This is a genomic window from Streptomyces sp. NBC_01445 (assembly GCF_035918235.1).
Classification (GTDB): Bacteria; Actinomycetota; Actinomycetes; order Streptomycetales; family Streptomycetaceae; genus Streptomyces.
On sequence record NZ_CP109485.1, the window covers coordinates 9,131,255 to 9,153,402 of the forward strand.

Annotated in this window: 14 protein-coding genes; 8 read left to right on the forward strand and 6 right to left on the reverse strand. The window is 71.0% G+C overall.

What is annotated here, in order from left to right; all coding sequences use genetic code 11:
• The first annotated feature begins 1 nt into the window (after position 1).
• The 3 genes from OG574_RS41640 (at position 2) to OG574_RS41650 (ending at position 5,190) form a co-directional block, all read left to right on the forward strand.
• Positions 2–943: an oxygenase MpaB family protein gene (locus OG574_RS41640; RefSeq protein WP_326777430.1), complete on the forward strand. Its 942-nt coding sequence runs from the start codon at positions 2–4 to the stop codon at positions 941–943.
• Positions 916–3,174 (forward strand): serine/threonine-protein kinase, encoded by a 2,259-nt coding sequence (locus OG574_RS41645; RefSeq protein ID WP_326777431.1) that lies wholly within the window; start codon positions 916–918, stop codon positions 3,172–3,174. Before OG574_RS41640 ends, OG574_RS41645 begins: the two co-directional genes overlap by 28 nt.
• Positions 3,175–3,639: 465 nt before the next feature.
• Positions 3,640–5,190: a phytoene desaturase family protein gene (locus OG574_RS41650; protein ID WP_326777432.1), complete on the forward strand. Its 1,551-nt coding sequence runs from the start codon at positions 3,640–3,642 to the stop codon at positions 5,188–5,190.
• A 51-nt stretch (positions 5,191–5,241) separates the two neighbouring features.
• On the opposite strand, the gene OG574_RS41655 is transcribed toward OG574_RS41650, so the two are convergent.
• Both OG574_RS41655 and OG574_RS41660 read right to left on the reverse strand, forming a co-directional pair.
• Complete coding sequence (locus OG574_RS41655) at positions 5,242–6,444, reverse strand: RNA-guided endonuclease InsQ/TnpB family protein (protein WP_326777433.1); 1,203 nt, start codon at positions 6,442–6,444, stop codon at positions 5,242–5,244.
• A 253-nt stretch (positions 6,445–6,697) separates the two neighbouring features.
• Positions 6,698–8,524, reverse strand: coding sequence for a serine hydrolase (locus OG574_RS41660; RefSeq protein ID WP_326777434.1), 1,827 nt, complete (start codon positions 8,522–8,524; stop codon positions 6,698–6,700).
• Positions 8,525–8,685: 161 nt separating this feature from the next.
• Between OG574_RS41660 and OG574_RS41665 the strand changes: the two genes are divergently transcribed.
• Positions 8,686–9,813, forward strand: a complete 1,128-nt coding sequence (locus OG574_RS41665) for an NAD(P)H-dependent flavin oxidoreductase (RefSeq protein WP_326777435.1) — start codon at positions 8,686–8,688, stop codon at positions 9,811–9,813.
• Positions 9,810–11,381 carry an acyl-CoA synthetase gene (locus OG574_RS41670; RefSeq protein ID WP_326777436.1) on the forward strand — a complete coding sequence of 524 codons (1,572 nt, stop codon included), beginning with the start codon at positions 9,810–9,812 and terminating at the stop codon, positions 11,379–11,381. The genes OG574_RS41665 and OG574_RS41670 overlap by 4 nt, the downstream gene beginning before the upstream one ends.
• Positions 11,382–11,442: 61 nt before the next feature.
• Here OG574_RS41670 and OG574_RS41675 read toward each other — a convergent pair whose 3' ends face one another.
• On the reverse strand, positions 11,443–13,899 hold the full coding sequence (locus OG574_RS41675) for a penicillin acylase family protein (protein ID WP_326777437.1): 2,457 nt from the start codon (positions 13,897–13,899) through the stop codon (positions 11,443–11,445).
• A 140-nt stretch (positions 13,900–14,039) separates the two neighbouring features.
• Between OG574_RS41675 and OG574_RS41680 the strand changes: the two genes are divergently transcribed.
• Together OG574_RS41680 and thrS are read left to right on the forward strand one after the other, a co-directional pair.
• Positions 14,040–15,563: an acyl-CoA synthetase gene (locus OG574_RS41680; protein ID WP_326777438.1), complete on the forward strand. Its 1,524-nt coding sequence runs from the start codon at positions 14,040–14,042 to the stop codon at positions 15,561–15,563.
• A 196-nt stretch (positions 15,564–15,759) separates the two neighbouring features.
• Entirely contained in the window at positions 15,760–17,070 is a 1,311-nt protein-coding gene (gene thrS / locus OG574_RS41685) for a threonine--tRNA ligase (protein WP_326777439.1), read from the forward strand.
• A 25-nt stretch (positions 17,071–17,095) separates the two neighbouring features.
• On the opposite strand, the gene paaK is transcribed toward thrS, so the two are convergent.
• From paaK to OG574_RS41700, 3 genes are all read right to left on the reverse strand, one after another.
• On the reverse strand, positions 17,096–18,391 hold the full coding sequence (paaK, locus tag OG574_RS41690) for a phenylacetate--CoA ligase PaaK (RefSeq protein ID WP_326777440.1): 1,296 nt from the start codon (positions 18,389–18,391) through the stop codon (positions 17,096–17,098).
• A gap of 174 nt (positions 18,392–18,565) precedes the next feature.
• A complete protein-coding gene (locus tag OG574_RS41695; protein WP_326777441.1) occupies positions 18,566–19,357 on the reverse strand; it encodes a GNAT family N-acetyltransferase in 792 nt (263 codons plus the stop codon).
• A 132-nt stretch (positions 19,358–19,489) separates the two neighbouring features.
• A complete protein-coding gene (locus tag OG574_RS41700) occupies positions 19,490–21,103 on the reverse strand; it encodes an acyl-CoA synthetase (protein WP_326777442.1) in 1,614 nt (537 codons plus the stop codon).
• Between the two features lie 196 nt (positions 21,104–21,299).
• Between OG574_RS41700 and OG574_RS41705 the strand changes: the two genes are divergently transcribed.
• A complete protein-coding gene (locus tag OG574_RS41705) occupies positions 21,300–22,136 on the forward strand; it encodes a crotonase/enoyl-CoA hydratase family protein (RefSeq protein WP_326777443.1) in 837 nt (278 codons plus the stop codon).
• Positions 22,137–22,148: the final 12 nt, after the last annotated feature.

Consider the following 22,148-nt stretch of genomic DNA (forward strand, 5'->3'; position numbering starts at 1 on the left):
AGTGGCAGAGGGGCGGGGTGATCCCGGGCTCTTCGGACCCGGGTCGGTCACCTGGCAGGTGCACGCGGATCCGATGATGTGGGTCGCCGGTGTGCGTGCGCTCTACTTTCAGGCGCTCCTGCCGCGTGCCGTGCGGGGCGTCATGCAGAACTCGGACTTCCGGAAGGATGCCTGGGGGCGGCTGATGCGGACGGCCGGGTTCGTCGGTACGACCACGTACGGGACCACTGAGGCCGCCGAGCGTGCCGGTGCCCGCGTGCGGAAGATCCACAGTCATCTCAAGGTCACCGACCCCGGCACCGGTGAGCGGTACGGCGTCGATGAGCCGGAGCTGCTCCTGTGGGTGCACTGCGCCGAGATCGACTCCTACCTCCACGTCGCGCGCCGCTCCGGGTTCCGGCTCACCGACGCGCAGGCCGACCAGTACATCTCCGAACACCGCACCAGCGCCCGGCTGGTGGGCCTCGACCCCGCCGACGTGCCCGGCGACCGGACCCAACTCGCCGCGTACTTCGAGAAGATGAGGCCCCTGCTCGCCGCCGGTCCGGAGGCCCAGGATGTCGACGACTTCCTGCGCAGACCGCCCGTCCACCCGCTGCTGATCCCGGCGCGCGCGACGCTCTGGAGGCGCGTGTCGCATCTGGCGTACGCCTCTCTGCCGCCGTACGCCCACGAGTTGTACGGCAGGCAGGCCCCGGCACCGGCCGCCGTGACCCGAGGGCTGCGGTTCACCGGCGCCGTCCTGCGCTGCGTTCCCGCACGTGTGCGCTGGCAGCTCCCGCCGAAACACATCCTGCGCGCCATGTCACGACTCGGCCCCGGCAGCCGCCCGGCACCGTACAAAATCGGGAGTCGGACGGCCATACTGGACAGGCCGGGGAGGGCGCAGCGAGGCGACGGGGGCGACAGCGCGAGATGCCGGAGTCGGGGGAGACCAGGCTGATCCAGGGCCGGTACCGGCTGCTCGATCTCATCGGGCGGGGCGGTATGGGCGAAGTGTGGCGCGCCAGGGACGAGTCGCTCGGGCGCAGAGTCGCGGTCAAGTGCCTCAAGCCGATGGGGCCGCAGCACGACCAGTCCTTCACCCGGGTCCTGCGGGAGCGCTTCCGCAGGGAGGCCCGGGTGGCGGCCGCCCTCCAGCATCGCGGGGTGACCGTCGTCCACGACTTCGGCGAGCACGAAGGCGTGCTGTACCTCGTGATGGAGCTTCTGGAGGGCAAGAACCTCAGCCAGCTCCTGGAGGACAACAAGCAGCACCCGTTACCCGTCGCCGACATCGTCGAGATCGCCGGCCAGGTCTCGGCCGCCCTCGCCTACACGCATGAACAGGGCATCGTCCACCGTGACTTGAAGCCCGCGAACATCATGCGGCTCGCCGACGGCACGGTGAAGATCTGCGACTTCGGCATCGCGCGCCTCGGCCACGACGTCGGCTTCACCTCACGCCTCACCGGCACCGGCATCGCGATGGGCACCCCGCACTACATGTCGCCCGAGCAGATCGGCGGCGACCATGTCGACCAGCGCAGCGACCTGTACTCGTTCGGCTGTGTGCTCTACGAGATCGCGACCGGGGCGCCGCCGTTCGACCTGGAGGACGCCTGGGCCGTCCTCGTCGGGCACCGCGACACCGTGCCCGAACCGCCCCGCACGCACCGGGCCGAGCTCCCCGGCTTCCTGGACCGGATCATCGTCGACCTCCTCGCGAAGGACCCGGACGAACGGCCGCGGGACGCCCGCGAACTGGCCCGGCGGATCGGTGACGGCCGTTCCCCGTCCGGACATGTGCCGACGGTGGCCACCGTCCCGGTACGGCAGACGGCGGTCGAGCCGCAGCGGCCGGTGTCCCGTGAACCGCGGTTGCCGTCCTGGACGCGCGGCATGACGACGGGCCACAAGGCGGCCGGGCCGCCCCTGCTGCGCGGCACGCCGCCCGACGCGGCCGCGGGGCTGGCCGGGGAGTGGATCGCGCGCCCCGAGTCGCGGCGCGGGGAGCAGCCCGTGCGCACGGAACGCCCCACGCCGGCACCGGAGCTGGTCGCCCATCTCGCCGCCCGGCACAACGCGGGCCTGAGCCTCGGCCGGCTCGGGCGCTGGGAGGAGGCCGGCGAGGTCCACCGCGCCGTAGCGGCGGAGCGCGAGCACGCCCTCGGCCCCGACCACCCCGAGACGCTCGCCAGCCGCTACGAGGTCGCCTTCACGCTCAGCCGCACCGGCCGCCCCGCCGACGCCCTGCGCGAGTACCGCCGCGTCACCGAGGGGTGCGAGCGGGTCCTCGGCCCCGAGCACCCCGAAACGCTCGGCGCCCGGCAGGAAATGGCCTACGTCCTGGGCCAGTTGGGGCGCCACTTCGACGCGCACCAGGTGTACACATCGGTGCTCGCGGCGCGTGAGCGGGCCATGGGCCCCGACCATCCGGACACCCTGCGCTGCCGCCACAACCTCGCGTACAACCTCAGCCGGCTCGGGCGGCTCGAGGACTCGTACCGCATGGCGCGCGAGGTCGCCTCGGCGCGCGCCCGCGTCCTCGGCGCCAGCCATCCGGACACGCTCGTCTCGCGCTACGAAGTCGCTTACGCACTGGGTCAGTTGGGACGCTGGACCGAGGCCCTGCGCACCTACCACGAGGTGGCGCAGGCCCGCGGACAGGCGCTCGGCCCCGACCATCCGGACACCCTCGCCGCGCGCTACGAGGTCGGCATCAGCCTCGGCCGGCTCGGCCGCAGCGCCGAGGCCCTCGGCCTCTACCGCGACCTCATCGACGACCGTACGCGCGTCAGCGGCCCGGCCCACCCCGAGACCCTGCGCACCCGCCACGGCCTCGGCGTCAACCTCGGGCGGATGGGCCGCTGGGAGGAAGCGCTCGCCGAGGCCCGCGACGTCTGCGCGATCCGCGCCCGGGTCCTCGGAGCCGATCACCCGGACACGCTGGTCAGCCGACGCGAGGTGGCCGTCGGACTCGGCTGGCTCGGCAGGTGGTCCGACGCGCTCGCCGAGTACCGCCAGGTCGCCGCGGCCCGCGAACAGGTCCTCGGCGCCGACCACCCCGACACCCTCGCCAGCCGCAACGACGAGGCACACTGCCTGGAACAACTCGGCCGCGGCACGGAGGCAGTCGAGGTGTACCGCCGAGTGGCTGCGCTGCGCCAGCAGCGGGCGTCGGGGGGACACTGAGGGGCTGGGTGGGGTCGGCTGTGGGGGGGGTGTCTGCCCGGGAGTGGGGCCTGCGGTGGCCTGCCTCGGGTTGCCTGCCAGCGGTCGTCTGCCGGGTTCGCGACACTGAAGGGCTGGGTGGGGTCGGCTGTGTGGGGGCGTCTGCCTGCGCGTGAGGCCTGCGATGGCCTGCCTCGGGTCGTCTGCCTGCGGTCGTCCGCCTGGGGTCGGCTCCCCGTGATCATCTGCCCGTGAGGGACGCCCGAGGGTCTGCCTGGGGTCGGCTCCCCCGTGAGTGACGTCCGGGCTCCTCTGCCTGCGGTCGGCCTCCCGCGGCCGCGGGCCTGCAGCGCCTGCCCGCGATCGTCCGCCTGGGGCGGGTTGCCTGCGGACGCCTGCCCACGCGCGCCCGCCCGTACTCCTCCGCTTCGCGATCCGCCGAGCCAGGGTCTGGCCCGGCATGATCGGCTCGTGTTACCAAGAGGGATGCCAGCACACGAGCGCTACGACGTCGTCATCGTCGGCGGAGGTCACAACGGCCTCGTCGCCGCCGCCTACCTCGCCCGGGCCGGACGTTCCGTCCTGGTTCTCGAGCGGCTCGGCGCCACCGGCGGTGCCGCCGTGTCGACGCGGCCCTTCGCCGGGGTCGACGCGCGCCTGTCGCGGTACTCGTACCTGGTCAGCCTGCTGCCCCACAAGATCGTCGACGATCTCGGGCTCGACTTCGCCGTGCGCGGCCGCACCGTGTCCTCGTACACGCCGACCGAGCGCGACGGGCGGGCGACCGGGCTGCTCGTCGGCGGCGGTGAGGAGCGCACCCGCGCCTCCTTCGAGCGCCTCACCGGCGGCGGGCGCGAGTACGCGGCCTGGACCGACTTCTACGAGACGACCCGCCGCGTCGCCGAGCGGGTCTTCCCCACGCTCACCGAGCCGCTGCCGGCCAGGGACGTGCTCCGGCAGCGCGTCGACGACGAGGCCGCCTGGCGGATGCTCTTCGAGGAGCCGATCGGCGCCGCTGTCGAGGAGCGCTTCAGCGACGACCTGGTGCGTGGCGTGGTCCTCACCGATGCCCTCATCGGTACGTTCGCCGACGCCCACGACGCGTCCCTCCAGCAGAACCGCTGTTTCCTCTACCACGTGATCGGCAACGGCACCGGAGACTGGGACGTGCCCGTCGGCGGCATGGGCGCCCTCACCGACGCCCTCGCCAACGCCGCCCGCGCGGCCGGCGCCGAGCTCGTCACCGGGCACGAGGTGACCCGCGTCGAGACCGACGGGCGGCACGCCGAGGTGACGTACGAGTCGGAGCGCGGCGCGGGCCGCGTCGGAGCCGGGCACGTGCTCGTCAACGCGTCTCCGCAGGCCCTCGCCGCCCTCGTCGGCGACGAGCCGCCCGCCCCGGCCGAGGGTGCGCAGCTCAAGGTCAACATGCTCCTGACCCGGCTGCCGAAGCTGCGCGACACGTCCGTCGACCCGCGCGAGGCATTCGCCGGAACGTTCCATATCGCCGAGGGCTACGAGCAGTTGGCGACCGCGTACGGCCAGGCGGCGGCCGGTTCACTGCCCGCGGCGCCCCCGTCGGAGATCTACTGCCACTCGCTGACCGACCCGAGCATCCTCGCCCCGGACCTCGTCGCGCGCGGCTACCAGACCCTCACCCTGTTCGGCCTGCACACCCCCGCCCGGCTCTTCGCGGGCGACAACGACGCCGCCCGCGCCGAGCTCCTGAAAGCCACCCTCGCCCAGCTCGACGCGCAGCTCGCCGAGCCGATCGAGGACTGCCTCGCCCTGGACGCCGACGGCCGGCCGTGCATCGAGGCGAAGACCCCGCTCGACCTGGAGCGGGACCTGCGCCTGCCGGGCGGCAACATCTTCCACCGCGACCTGTCCTTCCCTTACTCCCAGGAAGGGACGGGTCGTTGGGGCGTCGAGACTGCCCACGCCAACGTCCTGCTGTGCGGCGCGGGCGCCGTGCGCGGCGGCGGGGTCAGCGGGATCCCCGGGCACAACGCGGCGATGGCGGTCCTCGGGAATTGACGTCCTCCCCCCGCTGAAGCAGGGGGATTTCTAGCTCACTTTGCCTGGCACCTAGCAGGTGGCAGGGCTTACAAGATCAGCACTAGCCGGGTTGAGACCAGCCCGGACGAGCATCACGCGGGCGGAGTTCTTGTCCCTGGGGGACACGGTTCCGCACGCGGTGCACGTATACGTTCTCTCGGAGAGAGGCAGGCGATGCTTGGCTCTCGCATCGCAGTGCGCACAGTCCATGGTGGTGTACGCGGGGTTGACGAGGTGCACGGCGCGGCCGTGTTTACGGGCCATCTCCACCAGGGCGCTCTTGGTCGCGCCGATCGCAGCGTCAGCGGCCTTGCGGGCCATCGTCGACTTCGCCAGGAACTTCGGGCGGAAGTCCTCTACCGCCAAGGCATCGTGGTCGCGGACCACACGCTTGGCCCACTTGCGGGCGGTGTCCTGACGCTGCCGGGCCACCTTCTTGTGCAGCTTCGCCGCCTGCTTCTTGGCGCCCCTGTAGCCGTTCGAACCAGGCCGGCCCTTCTTCGGCTTCCTGCGGGCCATCATCCGCTGGTAACGGGCGAGACGCTGCGCGGCCCTGTGGCCATGCTCGGGATGGGGAAGATCGTAGTCGTCGGATGTGGTGACCGCGGTCTCCTTCACACCCCAGTCGATGCCGATCACGCAACCGGTTTCGACAAGCGCCTGGGTGCTCGTGGCGACAACGAACGAGGCGTACCAGTGGCCGAGACTGTCGCGGTAGACGCGCACGCTGGACGGCGGCTCGGGCAGCTCACGCGACCACACGACCGTCGCCCCGATGCCGCCGGCCAGATGCAGACGGCCGTCTTTCACCCGGAAACCGCGCTGGCTGTAGTTCAGGCTCGGGTCGACCTGATGCTTCTTCTTGTACTTCGGCATACCGGCCCGCTGCCGCATCGGCAACCGGGCCTTGATGTCTTTCAACGCCTTCGCCCGGGACTTCGCGAAGTCCCGTATCAACTGCTGCTGCACCACGCTGGAGCCCTCACGCAGCCACGCATTCGCGGTACGGGCCGCGGTCAGCATCTTGTCGAGCTGCGCCGGGCCACACGTTGTCTTCTCGCCGGTGGCCTTGTTGTGCAGATGCACGGCCTTCGACTTGGCCACCGACTCGTTCCACACCCAGCGGCAGCGCGCCCATTCCGCTTCCAGCGCGCGGACCGCCGTGGACGACAGACGCAGCCGGAAAGTGTAGCGGGCATGCCCGCCACCTGCCGCCAACGCTCCGGTCGTCATGAAGCACAACCTATCTGGGAGGACTGACAGTTGAGAGCAACTGATCTCGCTGGGGTTCCTCATCATCACGCGGGGTGGACGCCGGATCGCCCTGACGGCGATCCGGCTTTCTCTGCCCGGCTCCGCAGGAGTCCGATCCCTCCCCGGCCCAAAGGCCGGGGCATCCTCGGAGGAATCCGGTGAGCCGCCGAGTCGGTGCGCCGATTCAGAGCGCGGCCTCAGGGCGCCGGCTCAGGGGTGGCCGGTGCGCCGCTCAGTCCTGCGACGGCGACCACCCCACCGCCTCGATCCGCGCCGCGTCGGACGGGCGTGCCTCGTCGAACACGGTCCGGCGGCCGTCGGTGACGCGCACTCCGTCCACGTACACCCCGCGTCCCACGTACAACTGGTCGGTCGCGTAGCGCCAGCGCAGGCGGACCTGGCTGCCCTTGAAGGCGCCGAGGGCGGCGGTCAGGCGGTGCCAGGCGCGGCCCGACCAGCCGTCGGCCGTGCCCTTGGAGTGGTCCTCGGCGTCCTCTCCCTTGCGGGTGGTCGCGAACGGCAGGGCCTGCCAGGTCGCCCCGGCGTCGGCCGACGCCTCCAGGTAGAGGAAGTCGGAGTGCGGCTCCGTGTCCCACCACAGGTCGCAGGCGAGGCTCGCCGCGTCGGAGGTGACGTCGAGGCCGGGCAGCGTGAGCGTCGCCGACGTGGCGCTCGTCATGCCGGAGAACCAGGCGGTGCGCCCTTGGGCGGGGCGTACGGCGACGGCGCGGGCGAGGTTGTTCGCGGTGGCGACCCGGGGAGCGGAGCCGGATCGCCAAGTACGAACGGGGTGCACGGAGTTGCCGAGCACGATGAGGAACGAGTCCGTCGTCGGGTCGAGGACGATGGAGGTGCCCGTGAAGCCTGTGTGCCCGGCCGTGCGAGGTGTCGCCATCGCGCCCATGTACCAGTGCTGGTAGAGCTCGAAGCCGAGGCCGTGCTCGTCGCCGGGGAACGCCTGGTTGAAGTCGGTGAACAGCAGCCGTACCGACTCCTCGGACAGGATGCGCGCCTTGCCGTACGAACCTCCGTTGAGGAGCGTGCGGCCGAGGATCGCGAGGTCCCACGCGCAGGAGAAGACACCGGCGTGGCCCGCCACACCGCCCAGCCCGAACGCGTTCTCGTCGTGCACCTCGCCCCAGACGAGTCCGCGGTCGAGGCCGGACCAGGGCAGGCGCGCGTCCTCCGTCGCGGCGATCTTCGGCTTCCACGAGGCGGGCGGGTTGTAGCGGGTGCGGCGCATGCCGAGGGGGCCCGTGATCCGCTCGTGCAGGAGCACGTCCAGGGTCTGGCCCGTCAGCTTCTCCAGGACCAGCTGGAGCGAGATCAGATTGAGGTCGGAGTAGAGGTACACGGTGCCGGGCGGGTTGAGAGGCGCCTCGTTCCAGATGAGGCGGAGCTGGCCCTCGCGCGTCGTCTCCTTGTAGAGGGGGATCCAGGCGCGGAATCCCGAGGTGTGCGTGAGGAGTTGACGGATCGTGATGTCCTGCTTGCCGGCGCCCGCGAAGTCGGGGATGTACGAGGCGACCGTGGCCTCCAGCTCCAGCTTGCCGCGCTCGATCTCCTGTACGGCGATGAGCGAGGTGAACAGCTTCGACACGGAGGCCAGGTCGTAGACCGTGTCCTCGGCCGCCGCGATCTGCTGGTCGGCGGGGAACTCCACACCCGTGTCGGTCTTGTCGTCGTAGGCCGAGTAACGCACGGCCTTGCCGATCGGCTGGTGGAGTGCGACCGTGCCGCCGCGGCCGGCGAGCAGTACGGCGCCCGCGTACCAGGGGTGCTTGGGGGAGGGGGCGAGGAACTTCTCGGCGTCGGCGACGAGTTGGCGCAGATGCCCGGCGATCAGGCCGGCCCGCTCGGGGGACCCGCGGCGCAGCGTGGTTCCGTGCCCGTCGGCGTGCCCGGGGGTGTGTGTGTCCGCCGCTGAGGCGGGCCCCGCCGGGAAGGGGGCAATGGCCAGCGCCCCGCCCAACGCCAGTACCCCCGCGCCCAGTTGGCGACGGGACATCGACATCCCGTCGTCCGTGTCGTGCAATCTGTCCGCCGCGCCGTCGGTCATGAACGAACCCCTTCTGAAAGAATCTTTCGGGATCTAGCTCGACGCATGAAACTTTCATGTCAGGCTCCGGTCGTGTCAAGCCTCGGAAATGCGTCACAGAAATCTGACGCAGCATCAGAAAGTGTCTTCCCTCGTTCGGAGGAGTGCGGCATTCTGCGCCCATGCAGACGGAGCTGAGCAAGAAACTGGGGATCGAGCACGCCATCTTCGGCTTCACGCCCTTCCCGGCGGTGGCCGCCGCCATCAGTAGGGCCGGGGGGTTCGGCGTGCTCGGCGCGGTCCGCTACACCGCACCCGACGACCTGGCCCGAGATCTCGACTGGATGCAGGAGCATGTCGACGGCGCGCCCTACGGGCTCGATGTCGTGATGCCCGCGAAGAAGGTCGAGGGGCCGAACCACCAGAAACTGACCGAGGCCGACGTCGAGGCGATGATCCCCGAAGGACACCGCCAGTTCGTCAGAGACACCCTCGCCAAGCACGGGGTGCCCGAGCTCGCCGAGGGCGAGGCGTCGGGCTGGCGCATCACCGGGTGGATGGAGCAGGTAGCCCGCAGCCAGCTGGACGTCGCCTTCGACTACCCGATCAAACTCCTTGCCAACGCACTCGGTTCACCGCCCGCCGACGTCGTCCAGCGCGCCCACGACCACGACGTCCTCGTGGCCGCTCTCGCGGGCAGCGCCCGGCACGCCCGTAAACACGCGGACGCGGGCATCGACATCGTCGTCGCGCAGGGCTACGAGGCAGGCGGACACACCGGCGAGATCGCCTCCATGGTGCTCACGCCCGAAGCGGTCGACGCCGTGGCCCCGCTGCCCGTCCTCGCGGCCGGCGGCATCGGCAGCGGGGAACAGATCGCGGCGGCCCTCGCGCTCGGCGCCCAGGGCGTCTGGCTCGGCTCCCTCTGGCTCACCACCACCGAGGCCGACCTCCACTCCCGCGCGCTCACCGCCAAACTGCTCGCGGCCGGCTCCGGCGACACCGTCCGCTCCCGCGCCCTGACCGGCAAGCCCGCGCGCCAGCTCCGCACGGAGTGGACCGACGCCTGGGACGACCCGTCGGGCCCCGGCACCCTGCCCATGCCCCTCCAGGGGCTGCTCGTCGCCGAGGCCGTCTCCCGTATCCAGAAGTACGAGGTCGATCCGCTGCTCGGCACGCCCGTCGGGCAGATCGTCGGCCGGATGACGAGCGAACGCCCCGTCCAGGCCGTGTTCGACGACCTCACGCGCGGCTTCGAGCGCGCCGTCGACCGCATCAACCGCATCGCAGGAAGGAGCGGCCAGTCGTGAGCACCGGCCCCAACCCCAACAGCGCGCCCCCCAACGGATTCTGGGCCCAGGCCACCGCGGATCCCGGCCGTACCGTACTCGTCGCACCCGACGGGGAGGAGTGGACCGCCGGCCGGCTGCACGCCGACGTCAACAAGCTCGTGCACGGTCTGCGGGCCGCCGGGCTCGAACGAGGCGACGCGTTCGCCGTCGTCCTGCCCAACGGAGTCGAGTTCTTCACCGCGTATCTCGCCGCCTCCCAGGCCGGCTTCTACCTCGTCCCGGTCAACCACCATCTGGTCGGCCCCGAGATCGCCTGGATCGTCGCCGACTCCGGAGCGAAGGTCCTCATCGCGCACGAGCGGTTCGCCGAACAGGCCGTGGCCGCCGCCGACGAGGCGGCACTCCCGGCAGGGCAGCGGTACGCGGTCGGAGCCATCGACGGCTTTTGCCCATACGCGCAACTCCTCGACGGGCAGCCCGAGTCGGTGCCGGACGACCGCACTCTGGGCTGGGTGATGAACTACACCTCGGGCACCACGGGCCGCCCCCGGGGCATCCGCCGCCCCCTGCCCGGCAAGCTTCCCGAGGAGACCTACCTCGGCGGCTTCCTCGGCATCTTCGGCATCAAGCCGTTCGACGACAACGTCCACCTCGTCTGCTCGCCGCTTTACCACACCGCCGTGCTCCAGTTCGCGGGCGCGTCCCTGCACATCGGGCACACCCTCGTCCTGATGGACAAGTGGACCCCCGAGGACATGCTGCGCCTCATCGACACCTTCAGGTGCACACACACGCACATGGTGCCGACCCAGTTCCACCGCCTGCTCGCCCTGCCCGACAGCGTCAGGAGCGCGTACGACGTGTCGGCGATGCGGCACGCCATCCACGGCGCCGCGCCCTGCCCCGACCACGTCAAGCGCGCGATGATCGACTGGTGGGGCCACAGCGTCGAGGAGTACTACGCGGCCAGTGAGGGCGGCGGCGCCTTCGCGACCGCCGAGGACTGGCTGAAGAAGCCGGGCACGGTCGGCAAGGCGTGGCCGATCAGCGAACTCGCCGTGTTCGACGACGACGGCAACCGACTGCCGCCCGGCGAACTCGGCACCGTCTACATGAAGATGAGCACCGGAGGATTCTCGTACCACAAGGACGAGACCAAGACGAAGAAGAACCGCATCGGCGACTTCTTCACCGTCGGCGACCTCGGCATTCTCGACGAGGACGGGTATCTATTCCTCCGCGACCGCAAGATCGACATGATCATCTCGGGCGGCGTCAACATCTACCCCGCCGAGATCGAGTCCGCGCTCCTCACCCACCCGGCCATCGCCGACGCCGCGGCCTTCGGGATCCCCGACGACGACTGGGGCGAGGAGGTCAAGGCGGTCGTCGAACCCGCGGAGGGGCACACGGCCTCAGACGCACTCGCCGCCGAGATCCTCGCGCACTGCGAGCGCCAACTCGCGGGCTACAAAAGGCCGAAGAGCGTCGACTTCATCGAGACGATGCCGCGCGACCCGAACGGCAAGCTCTACAAGCGCCGTCTGCGCGACCCGTATTGGGAGGGCCGCACGCGCGCGATGTGATGCACGTGGAGGTGTGACCGAGGAGCGGCCCGGGGAGAGATCCCCGGGCCGCTCCCGTCGTTCAGCCGTGCACCCGAACCACCTTCAGCGCCGGTGACTTCAGGATGTCCTTCTCGCAGAAGCGCGACGTCACCCACTCGCCGTCCGAGTACAGGTGCGTCTGGTCGCTGTAGTGCGGCGAGTTCGGGTTCGAGGACTGGGAGTACGTCAGCAGGGTCCGCGCCACCGGGCAGCCACCGCCGTTCCAGCCGACGGCCTGGATGTAGCTCGAACCGTGAACGACCTCCGTGTAGCCGCCCGCCTTCGCGTCCCACACCGTCTCGACCTTGTTCCACACGCCGAGGGACTCCGTGCCGCCGTGGACGGGGATGCGCTTGCCGCCGCGCACGACGAACTGGTGCGCGCCGAGCGGGTCGTCCAGGGCGATCCCGGCCGCCCGCAGCTCACCCACCGCGTCGGCGAGCGCGGTCGCGAAGCCCGGCGCATCCGTGTTCAGCGTGTTCGGTGTGCGCACCGGGTCGGTGGCCGAGAACGGCACCTTCCAGAGCTTGTCGTTCGGCACGGCCGCGGTGAGCCGCCGCCAGAACCGGTCGAAGAGCAGCGCTCCCCGGCTCGACGTGCGCATCGTGTGATCCCACTTCTTGAGCACATCGCAGGCCTGTCCCACATCAACGGCCGTGCCATCGCTGCCTGTTGCCGTGCCGCCGGGCAGCGCCGCGCACGCGCGCGCCGTGTCCGCCGCCGCCAGATCCGCCGCGGGCACCCGGTCGGCGAACTGCTGCCGCTGGAGGTCGGTGACGGCGAGTCCGCCGAGCCCCGCCATCGCCGACACGTCCTCGACGCCGCCGCGCGTCCGCATCGACCGCTGCGTGCCGACCGTCCCGAAGACCCGCTCGTACCCCGTCAGCGGCCGGTCGGCGTTGGCCAGCCAGGCGCTGTCGTTCGAGTTCTCCACGTACGGCGCGTCCTTGAGGACCGGCATCCTGGACGGTCCGAAGATGCCCGGCTGTACGGCGTCCTTGTCGGAACCGAGCTTGCAGTCGCCGCGCGAGCCGTCCAGGACCGCGACGCCGGACGCCGGATACGTCACCTTGCCGAGGGGCGTCGAGCAGCGTGCGGCCAGGTCGTCGGTGATCCGGGGCAGCACCTGCGCCTGCGCGAACAGCGAGTGCCCGGAGGCGTCGGCGGCGATCGTGTTCACCCACGGAAGCCCCTGCGTGCGCTTCAGCGAGCGCAGCACGTCGTCCGTGGAGCGCGCCTTGCTGAACCCGAGTCCTGTGTCGGAGGCGCGCAGGTTCAGGGCGTTCGGGTCGTTCAGCGCGTACGCCGTCGTGGCCGTCCAGGGCAGCGGCAGCGACGCGCCGAGCGAGTTCACGATCGGCCCGTAGCGCGTCCACCACTGGGTGCGGGTGACCGGCGCGCCGTCCTTCACCGCGACGCTCACGGTCCGCTTCGTCATCCGCTCCGGCCTGCCGTCGACGAGGTACGCGGTCGGGTCGGCCGGGTCCAGTGTCAACTGGTGGAGATTGAGCGTGACCCCCGTCGCGACGGTGTGGCTCCAGGCGATACGAGAGTTGTGGCCGATCGAGATCGTCGTCGAGCCGAGGAGCGAGCCGCCGGAGACGTTCAGTTCGCCGGGGATCGTCTGCTGCGACTGCCAGAAGCGACGGCCGCCCTGCCACGGGTAGTGCGGGTTGCCGAGGAGCAGACCACGGCCGTTCGCCGTGGTGGCACCGCTGAACGCGACGGCGTTGGACCCCATGTCGGCGTCCTCGTTCGAGAACAGCTCCTTGGCCGCCGCGGCTGTCGTGGCCTTGTCCGGCGTAGGGGCTGGGGCTCCCGTGGACGGTGGCTGCGCGCCGGCACCGCCCGGTGGTTGCGCGGTCGGTGGCTGCGCGGCCGTGATGCCGTCCACGCCGCGGCCCTGACCGCCGAGCACGGCGAGTGCGAAGCCGTGCGCCGCGACGTCGAGAGTCGTCACCGGGCGCACCCAATCCGCTCCCTTGCAGGCCGGGTCGGTGATCCTGTTCTGCTTCAGCCACGCGTTGTATCCGGCGGCGAAGCCCCGCATCGTGTCCTTCACCTCTCGGCTCGGGCCCGCGGGCGCCGGCTCGGTGAGGAGCTTGTCCACGGTGCCCGCCTCACGCACTCCCCGGAAGTAGAGGTCGCTGGAGACGTTCTTCGTGGCCGAGGAAAGGGAGCCGTCAGGGGCCGCGTCGGGCCCGAAGTAGCGGGAGCGCTCGCCGCGCACGGTGACGAATCCGTCGGCGAGCGCGCACACCTGGTCGGCGGCCTGCGCCCACCCGGTGCCGAAGCCGAGCCCCGCGTAGTCCTTGGCGACGATATGCGGAATGCCGTACTCCGTGTAGCGGATCGTGGCGGACAGGCCGCCGCCGTGCGGGTGGTGCTCGGGCCGGCCGTGGCCGCCGGCGGCTGCCGACGGGAGTGAGGCCGTGGTGCTCAGCGCGGTCAACAGGGCGAAACCGATGACCGCGAGACGTCTCGGGCGGGTGCGCATCGTGCCTCCCAACTGGAGTGAGGGAAGGGGCGGTTGAGCGTACCAACGGGTATGCCCGGAAGGACGGCGTCCGGTGCGGCCTGCGCGCGACGCGCGTCACCGGCCTTGATTTCGTGTCGGCCGGGGCACAGGATCGCGCCATGACGGGTGCCCGGGATGAACAAGACGTACGTGCCAGCACGGTCGACGGGACGCTGCGCCGCAGCGCACGACGCGCCCCCGAGCGCGTCGCCGTCCGCTACGGCCCGCGCGCATGGACGTACGCCGAACTCGACGCGGCCGTCTCGCGCGCGGCCGGCGTGCTGCGCGGCCTGGGCCTCGGACGAGGGGACCGCGTCGGCGCCTACGGGCACAACTCGGACGCGTACCTGATCGGCTTCCTGGCCTGTTCACGCGCCGGGCTCGTGCACGTGCCGGTCAACCAGAACCTCACCGGGGACGACCTCGCCTACATCGTCGGCCAGTCCGGCTGTGCACTTGTACTGACCGACCCCGGCCTCGCGGACCGGCTCCCCGCCGGCGTGCGCACCCTGGCCCTGCGCGACGCGGACGACTCCCTGCTCGCCAGGATCCCCTCCGCCGAGCCGTACGACGGTCCGCAGCCGGACGCCGACGACCTGGTGCAGCTCCTGTACACCTCCGGCACGACCGCGCTGCCCAAGGGCGCGATGATGTCGCACCGCGCTCTCGTCCACGAGTACGTCAGCGCGATCCATGCCCTCGGCCTCACGGAGACGGACCGGCCCGTCCACTCCCTGCCGCTCTACCACTCGGCGCAGATGCACGTCTTCCTGCTGCCCTACCTCGCCGTCGGCGCGCAGAACACGATCCTCGACGCACCGGACGCCGCGACAATCTTCGACCTGGTGGAGGCGGGCGCGGGCGACAGCCTCTTCGCGCCGCCCACCGTCTGGATCGGCCTCTCGCAGCACCCGGACTTCGCCACCCGGGACCTGAGCGGCCTGCGCAAGGCCTTCTACGGCGCGTCGATCATGCCGGTGCCGGTCCTGGAACGGCTCCGCGCGCGCCTGCCCGGACTCGCCTTCTACAACTGCTTCGGCCAGAGCGAGATCGGGCCCCTCGCCACCGTCCTCGGACCCGACGAGCACGAGGGCCGGATGGACTCGTGCGGGCGGCCCGTCCTGTTCGTCGAGGCACGTGTCGTCGACGAGGACGGGAAGGAGGTGCCCGACGGCACGGCCGGTGAAGTGGTCTACCGCTCACCGCAGTTGTGCGACGGCTACTGGGACAAGCCGCAGGAGACCGAGGCGGCCTTCCGCGACGGCTGGTTCCGCTCGGGAGACCTCGCGGTGCGCGACGCCGAGGGCTACTTCACCGTCGTCGACCGCGTGAAGGACGTCATCAACTCCGGGGGAGTGCTCGTCGCCTCACGCCAGGTCGAGGACGCGCTCTACACCCACCCGCAGGTGGCCGAGACCGCCGTCATCGGCCTGCCCGACGAGCGCTGGATCGAGGCAGTCACGGCCGTCGTGGTCCGCGGTGGCGGCGAGGTGACCGAGGCGGAGCTCATCGCCCACGCGCGCGAGAAACTCGCCCACTTCAAGGCGCCCAAGCGGGTCGTCTTCGTGGACGAACTCCCGCGCAACGCCAGCGGCAAGATTCTCAAGCGCGAGCTGCGGGACCGGTTCCGTACGGTGCACTGAGCCCGCCGGAAAATGACGAGCGGAGGCGGCCGGGGCCCTGTTACGGTCCGGCCATGAAGCGATGCGCAGCTGCCATGACGACGACGCCGGAGAGTGTCCCGGCGCGCTGACAGCTGTCTCAGTCCGAAGCCCCGGGGCGAGTGCCCCGGGGCTTCGCCGTGGGACCACTCGCCCGACGACCGCGAGGGATCCCACCGTGAACCAGCAGAAGCAGGACCAGCAGAAGTACGAGCAGCGCAGTCAGGAACACCCGCAGCGCGAGCGCCCCGAGCACGAGAGTCCGAAGCACGACCACCGCAAGCTCGGCCGTGAGCTCGGCCTCTTCGGCACCGACCCGCTGATCGGCGCGGGACTGCCCTACTGGCTGCCCGACGGCGCGGCCGTACGGCACACCCTCGAGGAGTACATCCGCACCGCCGAGCGGCGGGCCGGCTACCGGCACGTGTACTCGCCGGTCCTCGGCAAGCGGGAGCTGTACGAGATCTCGGGGCACTGGTCGCACTACAGCGACGACATGTTTCCCCCGATGGACCTGGGCGGCGAGCAGGTCGTCCTGCGGCCCAGCCTCTGTCCCCACCACGCCGTCATCTACCGTTCCCGCTCCCACAGCTACCGCGAACTCCCGCTGCGTATGGCGGAGTTGGGCGGCATGTACCGCTCCGAGCTGTCGGGCGTGCTCGGCGGTCTGACCCGCGTACGGGCCATCCAGCTCAACGACGCGCACATCTTCTGCACCCTCGCCCAGGTGGCCGACGAGGCGCGGGCGGCCCTGGAGATGATCCGCAGGGCCTACGAGGCGCTCGGCATCAACCCCGCGCGCTACCGGCTCTCTCTGCCGGGCCCGGGCGGCAAGTACGTCTCCGCCCCCGGGATGTGGCAGCGCTCGACCGCACTGCTCACCGATGTCCTCGACCGCTCGGGCCTTCCCTACGAGGCGGCCGAGGGAGAGGCAGCGTTCTACGGGCCCAAGATCGACGTCCAGGTCGCCGACGGCGCGGGACGCGAGTCCACCCTCTCCACCGTCCAGGTCGACTTCCACCAGCCCGAGCGTTTCGACCTGCACTACATCGGTCCGGACGGCGCGAAGCACCGGCCGGTGATGGTCCACCGCAGCATCATCGGCAGCGTGGAGCGGGTCGTCGCGCACCTCATCGAGCAGCAGGGCGGCGCCTTCCCGGCGTGGCTCGCGCCCACCCAGGTGGCGATCCTGCCGATCTCGGACGCAGAGCTTCCGCACGCCGATGCCCTCGCGCGGCGGTGCGCCGAGCTGGGGCTGCGGGCGGAGGTCGCGGGCCCGGACCGCGGCACCCTGGGCGCCCGTGTCCGGGAGGCCAGGCTCGTGCCGTACCAGGCGGTCATCGGCGGGAGGGAGGCGGCGGACGGTCGGGTCGCGCTGCGCCTGCGTGACGGCCGTCGCCCCGCCCCGCTGCCCGCCGAGGAGGTGCTTGCCAGGGTCGGGGCAGTCGTCGACGCGTACGGGCACGACCTGTGGGACGAGGCGAGCTGACGGAATCGGGGCCGATGGGGGCGGGTTACCCCTCCCGCCCCCGCAGGTCCACGATGCGCTTGATCTTGCCCACCGAACGCTCCAGCGTCTCCGGGTCCACGACCTCCACCGTCACCGAGACGCCGATGCCGTCCTTCACTCCGGTCGCGATGGTGCGGGCCGCCGCGTCGCGTTCGGCGGCGGTCGCGTCGGCGCGGGCCTCCGCGCGTACCGTCAGGGCGTCCATGCGGCCCGCGCGGGTCAGCCGGAGCTGGAAGTGGGGGGCGACGCCCGGCGTGCGCAGGACGATCTCCTCGACCTGGGTCGGGAAGAGGTTCACGCCGCGCAGGATCACCATGTCGTCGCTGCGGCCCGTCACCTTCTCCATGCGGCGGAAGGAGGGGCGGGCCGTGCCGGGCAGGAGCCGGGTCAGGTCCCGTGTCCGGTAGCGGATCACGGGCATGGCCTCCTTGGTGAGCGAGGTGAACACCAGCTCGCCCTGCTCACCGTCCGGCAGGACCTCGCCGGTGATGGGGTCGACGACCTCCGGATAGAACTGGTCCTCCCAGATGTGCAGCCCGTCCTTCGTCTCGACGCACTCCTGGGCGACGCCCGGTCCCATCACCTCGGAGAGGCCGTAGATGTCGACGGCGTCGATGGCGAAGCGCTCCTCGATCTCGCGCCGCATCTCCTCCGTCCACGGCTCGGCGCCGAAAACCCCGACCTTGAGGGATGTGCCGCGTGGGTCGACGCCCTGGCGCTCGAACTCGTCGAGGAGCGTCAGCATGTACGACGGGGTGACCATGATGACCTCGGGGCGGAAGTCCTGGATCAGCCGCACCTGGCGTGCGGTCATGCCGCCGGACGCGGGGATGACCGTGCAGCCCAGCCGCTCGGCGCCGTAGTGCGCGCCGAGTCCACCCGTGAACAGGCCGTACCCGTACGCCACATGGACCTTGTGGCCGGGCCGGGCGCCCGCCGCGCGCAGGGAGCGCGCCACCATGTCGGCCCACATGGAGATGTCGTTCTCCGTGTAGCCGACGACGGTGGGCAGGCCGGTGGTGCCGCTGGACGCGTGCAGCCGGCGCACATCCGTCTCCGGCACGGCGAACATCCCGAACGGGTAGTTGTCCCGCAGGTCGGTCTTCGTGGTGAACGGGAAGCGGGCGAGGTCGGCGAGCGAGCGGCAGTCCTCGGGGTGTACGCCCGCCTTGTCGAAGGACGCGCGGTAGAACGGCACCTTCTCGTACACGCGGCGCAGTGTCGCCCGCAGCCGCTCCAGCTGCTGCGCGTGCAGCTCCTCGGGGCCGAGCAGTTCCCCCGCGTCCAGCAGTTCTGTCATCGTCGACCGCACTCCCGAGCCCTGAGGGCCGACCATCCACCCACACTGGCATAACGGGCAAATCGGTCGACCGATCATTCGGTTGATCCGTTCAGGGTCAGTAATTCAAGGGGCGGGGGCAGGCGTCAAGAGGCGGGACGGACTCAATCGCCGGCCGGGCGCCCCCAGATTCCCTCAGGCGCCACCGGCGGCCTCGTGGACGTACGGAGTCGTCGTGCTCAGGGCCGCGAAGCCGAGGCGTTCCAGGATCGGGCGGCTCATGCTGGAGGCGTCGACCTGGAGGTAGCGGTAGCCCCGCTCGGCGGCGATGCGGGTGCGGAACGCGACGAGGCTGCGGTAGATCCCGCGCCCGCGCCACTCGGCGACGGTGCCGCCGCCCCACAGGCTCGCGAAGTCCGTCCCCGGGTGCGTCTCCATGCGGGCCGCGCTCACCGGCACGTCCCCGGCCAGCGCGAGCACCGCGGGAACGGCGTCCGGGTCCTCGGCGAGCTGGGCGAGGAGCTGGTGCCGGGTGAGGCCGAGACTCCTGCCGAAGGCCTTGTCGTGCACCTCCGACATGAGGTCGACGCCTGCCTCGTCGGTGACGGGGAGCAGCCGGATCCCCTCGGGAAGCGGGACATCTGTCGGCAGGTCCGCGACCTCGGCGACCAGGAGCGTCTCCACGGGCTCGGGGAGGAATCCGGCGGCCGTGAGCCGCTGCGGAAGGTCGTGCGGCAGGTCGTGCCCGTACACCTTCCACTCGAATTCGCGTCCGAGGTCGGTGAAATGGCGTACCTGCGCGGCGATCGCCGCGTCGGCCGAGTCCTCGTCGAGGTCCGACCACACGACGCCGTTCCAGGAGCTGCCCTCGGCGCCGGTCTGCCGCACCACGCCGTCCACCCGCTCGACCCGCGTGCCGGGGCCGTCGGGCCTCGCGTCCCGCCTCATCTGCTGGTCGAACAGGCCCAGCACCGCTTGGTGATCCATCCGGTCACTTCAGCACCGGGACGACGGGGTGGCAACCGGATTGAGCCCGGCGCGAGGCCGCGCCCCGGTACGAGGCCGTGTCCCGCCACGCGCCGTCGCCATGTCCCGCTACGAGCCCCCGGTCGCGCCCCGCTACGCCCCGCCCGCTACTGCCCGCGCCCACCGGTAGTCCGCCTTGCCGCTGGGTGAGCGCTGGATGCGGTCGGTCAGGACCAGCTGGCGGGGGATCTTGTAGCCCGCGAGGCGGGTGCGGCAGTGGGTCTGGATGTCGTCGAGCGAGGGCGGTTCCGCGCCGTCGCGCAGTTGGACCACCGCGGCGACGTGATTGCCCCACTTGGCGTCGGGCACCCCGGCCACCAGCGCGTCGTACACGTCGGGGTGGGACTTCAGGGCCTGCTCGACCTCTTCCGGATACACTTTCTCGCCGCCCGTGTTGATGCACTGCGAGCCGCGTCCGAGGACCGTGACGATGCCGTCCTCGTCGACCGTCGCCATGTCCCCGAGCAGCACCCACCGCTCGTCGCCCTTCTGGAAGAACGTCTCGGCCGTTTTCGCGGGGTCGTTGTAGTAGCCGAGCGGGACGTGCCCGCGCTGGGCGATGCGGCCCGGCTCTCCGGGGTCGACCGGCTCGTAGGTCGCCGGATCGACCACCTGCGTACGGGAGTTGACCCGCAGGCGGAAGCCCTTCTCCGGGCCGGAGTCGTCCGTCGCCGTGCCGTTGAAGCCGGACTCGGACGAGCCGAAGTTGTTCAGGAGCATCACGTTCGGGACGAGCGCCTGGAACTGCGCGCGCACCGTCTCCGACATGATCGCGCCCGACGACGAGACGCTGAACATCGACGAGCAGTCGGTGCCCTTCATCGGCCCGTTCAGCGCGTCGATCAGGGGCCGCAGCATCGCGTCCCCGACGAGCGACATGCTCGTCACCTTCTCCTTCTCGACCGTACGCAGCACTTCTTCGGGCACGAACTTCGTGTGGATGACGAGGCGTTGGCCGAAGTTGAAGCCGATGAAGGCGGTGAGCGTGGACGTGCCGTGCATCAGGGGAGGCGTCGGGAAGAAGGTGATCCCGTCACCGCCTGCCGCCACGCGTTCGGCCAGCTCCTCCGGCCTGCTGACCGGGTCGCCCGTCGGTGCGCCGCCGCCGAGCCCTGAGAAGAACAGGTCCTCCTGGCGCCACATCACGCCCTTGGGCATGCCGGTCGTGCCGCCCGTGTAGATGATGAAGAGGTCGTCGGCCGAGCGCGGCCCGAAGCCGCGCTCCGGCGAGCCCGTGGCCTCCGCCTCCGTGAAGTCCACGGCCTTGACGGGCGGCGCGCCGGTCGGCGGGGTTCCGACGCGCACGAGGTGGCGCAGCTTCTCCGTCTGCGGCTGAGCGGCCGCGACGCGTTCGGTGAACTCGGCGTCGAAGACGAGCGCCGCGAGGTCCGCGTCACGGTAGAGGTAGACCAACTCCTCCTCTACGTAACGGTAGTTGACGTTGACGGGCACGATCCGCGCCTTGAGGCAGGCGAGCACCGTCTGGAGATACTCGATGCCGTTGTAGAGGTGCAGGCCCAGATGTTCGCCGGGGCGGATCCCGCTGTCGATCAGATGGTGCGCGAGGCGGTTGGCCGCCGCGTCGAGTCCGGCGTACGTGAGCCGGCGCTCCGCGCCCGTGCCGGGATGGTCGATGTGCACGAGCGCCTCGCGGTCGGGGACCACGTCGACGACCGACTCGAACAGGTCGGCAAGGTTGTACTCCACCGCTCCTCCTGACCCAGGCGCCATCTCGATGTGGCCGTCATCTCAGCAGAGCCGCATGGAACAGGGAAGGGCCCCCGCACAAGAAATCTGACTGACTGTCAGAAAACTCTTGAACTGGCCACCCGCCTACTGCAACCTGTTCTCGCATCCGAGACGTACGCGGCATCCGAGACGCATCCGAGACGGGAGCACGGCCATGGATGGCACGGAACACGACGCGGGACACGGGACGGGTCACGGGACGGAACACCTCGCGGTGCGGCGCGAAGGCGCCACCCTGGTCCTCACGCTCAACAGGCCCGAGGCCAAGAACGCGCTCTCCCTGCCGATGCTGGTCGGCCTCTACGACGGATGGGTCGCCGCCGACGAGGACGACTCGATCCGGTCGGTCGTCCTGACCGGCGCGGGCGGCACCTTCTGCGCCGGCATGGACCTCAAGGCCCTCGCCGGCAAGGGGATGGAGGGCGAGCAGTACCGGGACCGCCTCAAGGCCGACCCCGATCTCCATTGGAAGGCGATGCTGCGCCACCACCGGCCCCGTAAACCCGTGATCGCCGCCGTCGAGGGCTACTGCGTGGCCGGCGGCACGGAGATCCTCCAGGGCACCGACATCCGCGTCGCCGCCGAGAGCGCGACCTTCGGACTCTCCGAGGTCAAGCGAGCCCTCTTCCCGATCGGCGGCTCCACCGTGCGGCTGCAGCGCCAGATCCCGCGCACCCACGCCCTGGAGATGCTGCTGACCGGCAGGCACTACAGCGCGGCCGAGGCCCTCTCCGTCGGGCTGATCGGCAGCGTCGTCCCGACCGGCACCGCGCTCGACAAGGCCCTGGAGATCGCCGAGCAGGTCAACGCCTGCGGCCCGCTCGCGGTGGAGGCGGTGAAGGCCTCGGTGTACGAGACCGCCGAGATGACCGAGACCGACGGCCTCAAGTCCGAACTGGAGCGCGGCTGGCCGATCTTCGCCACCGAGGACGCGAAGGAGGGCCCCAGGGCCTTCGCCGAGAAGCGTCCCGCCGTCTACCGGCGCGCGTGAAGCCCTCCGACC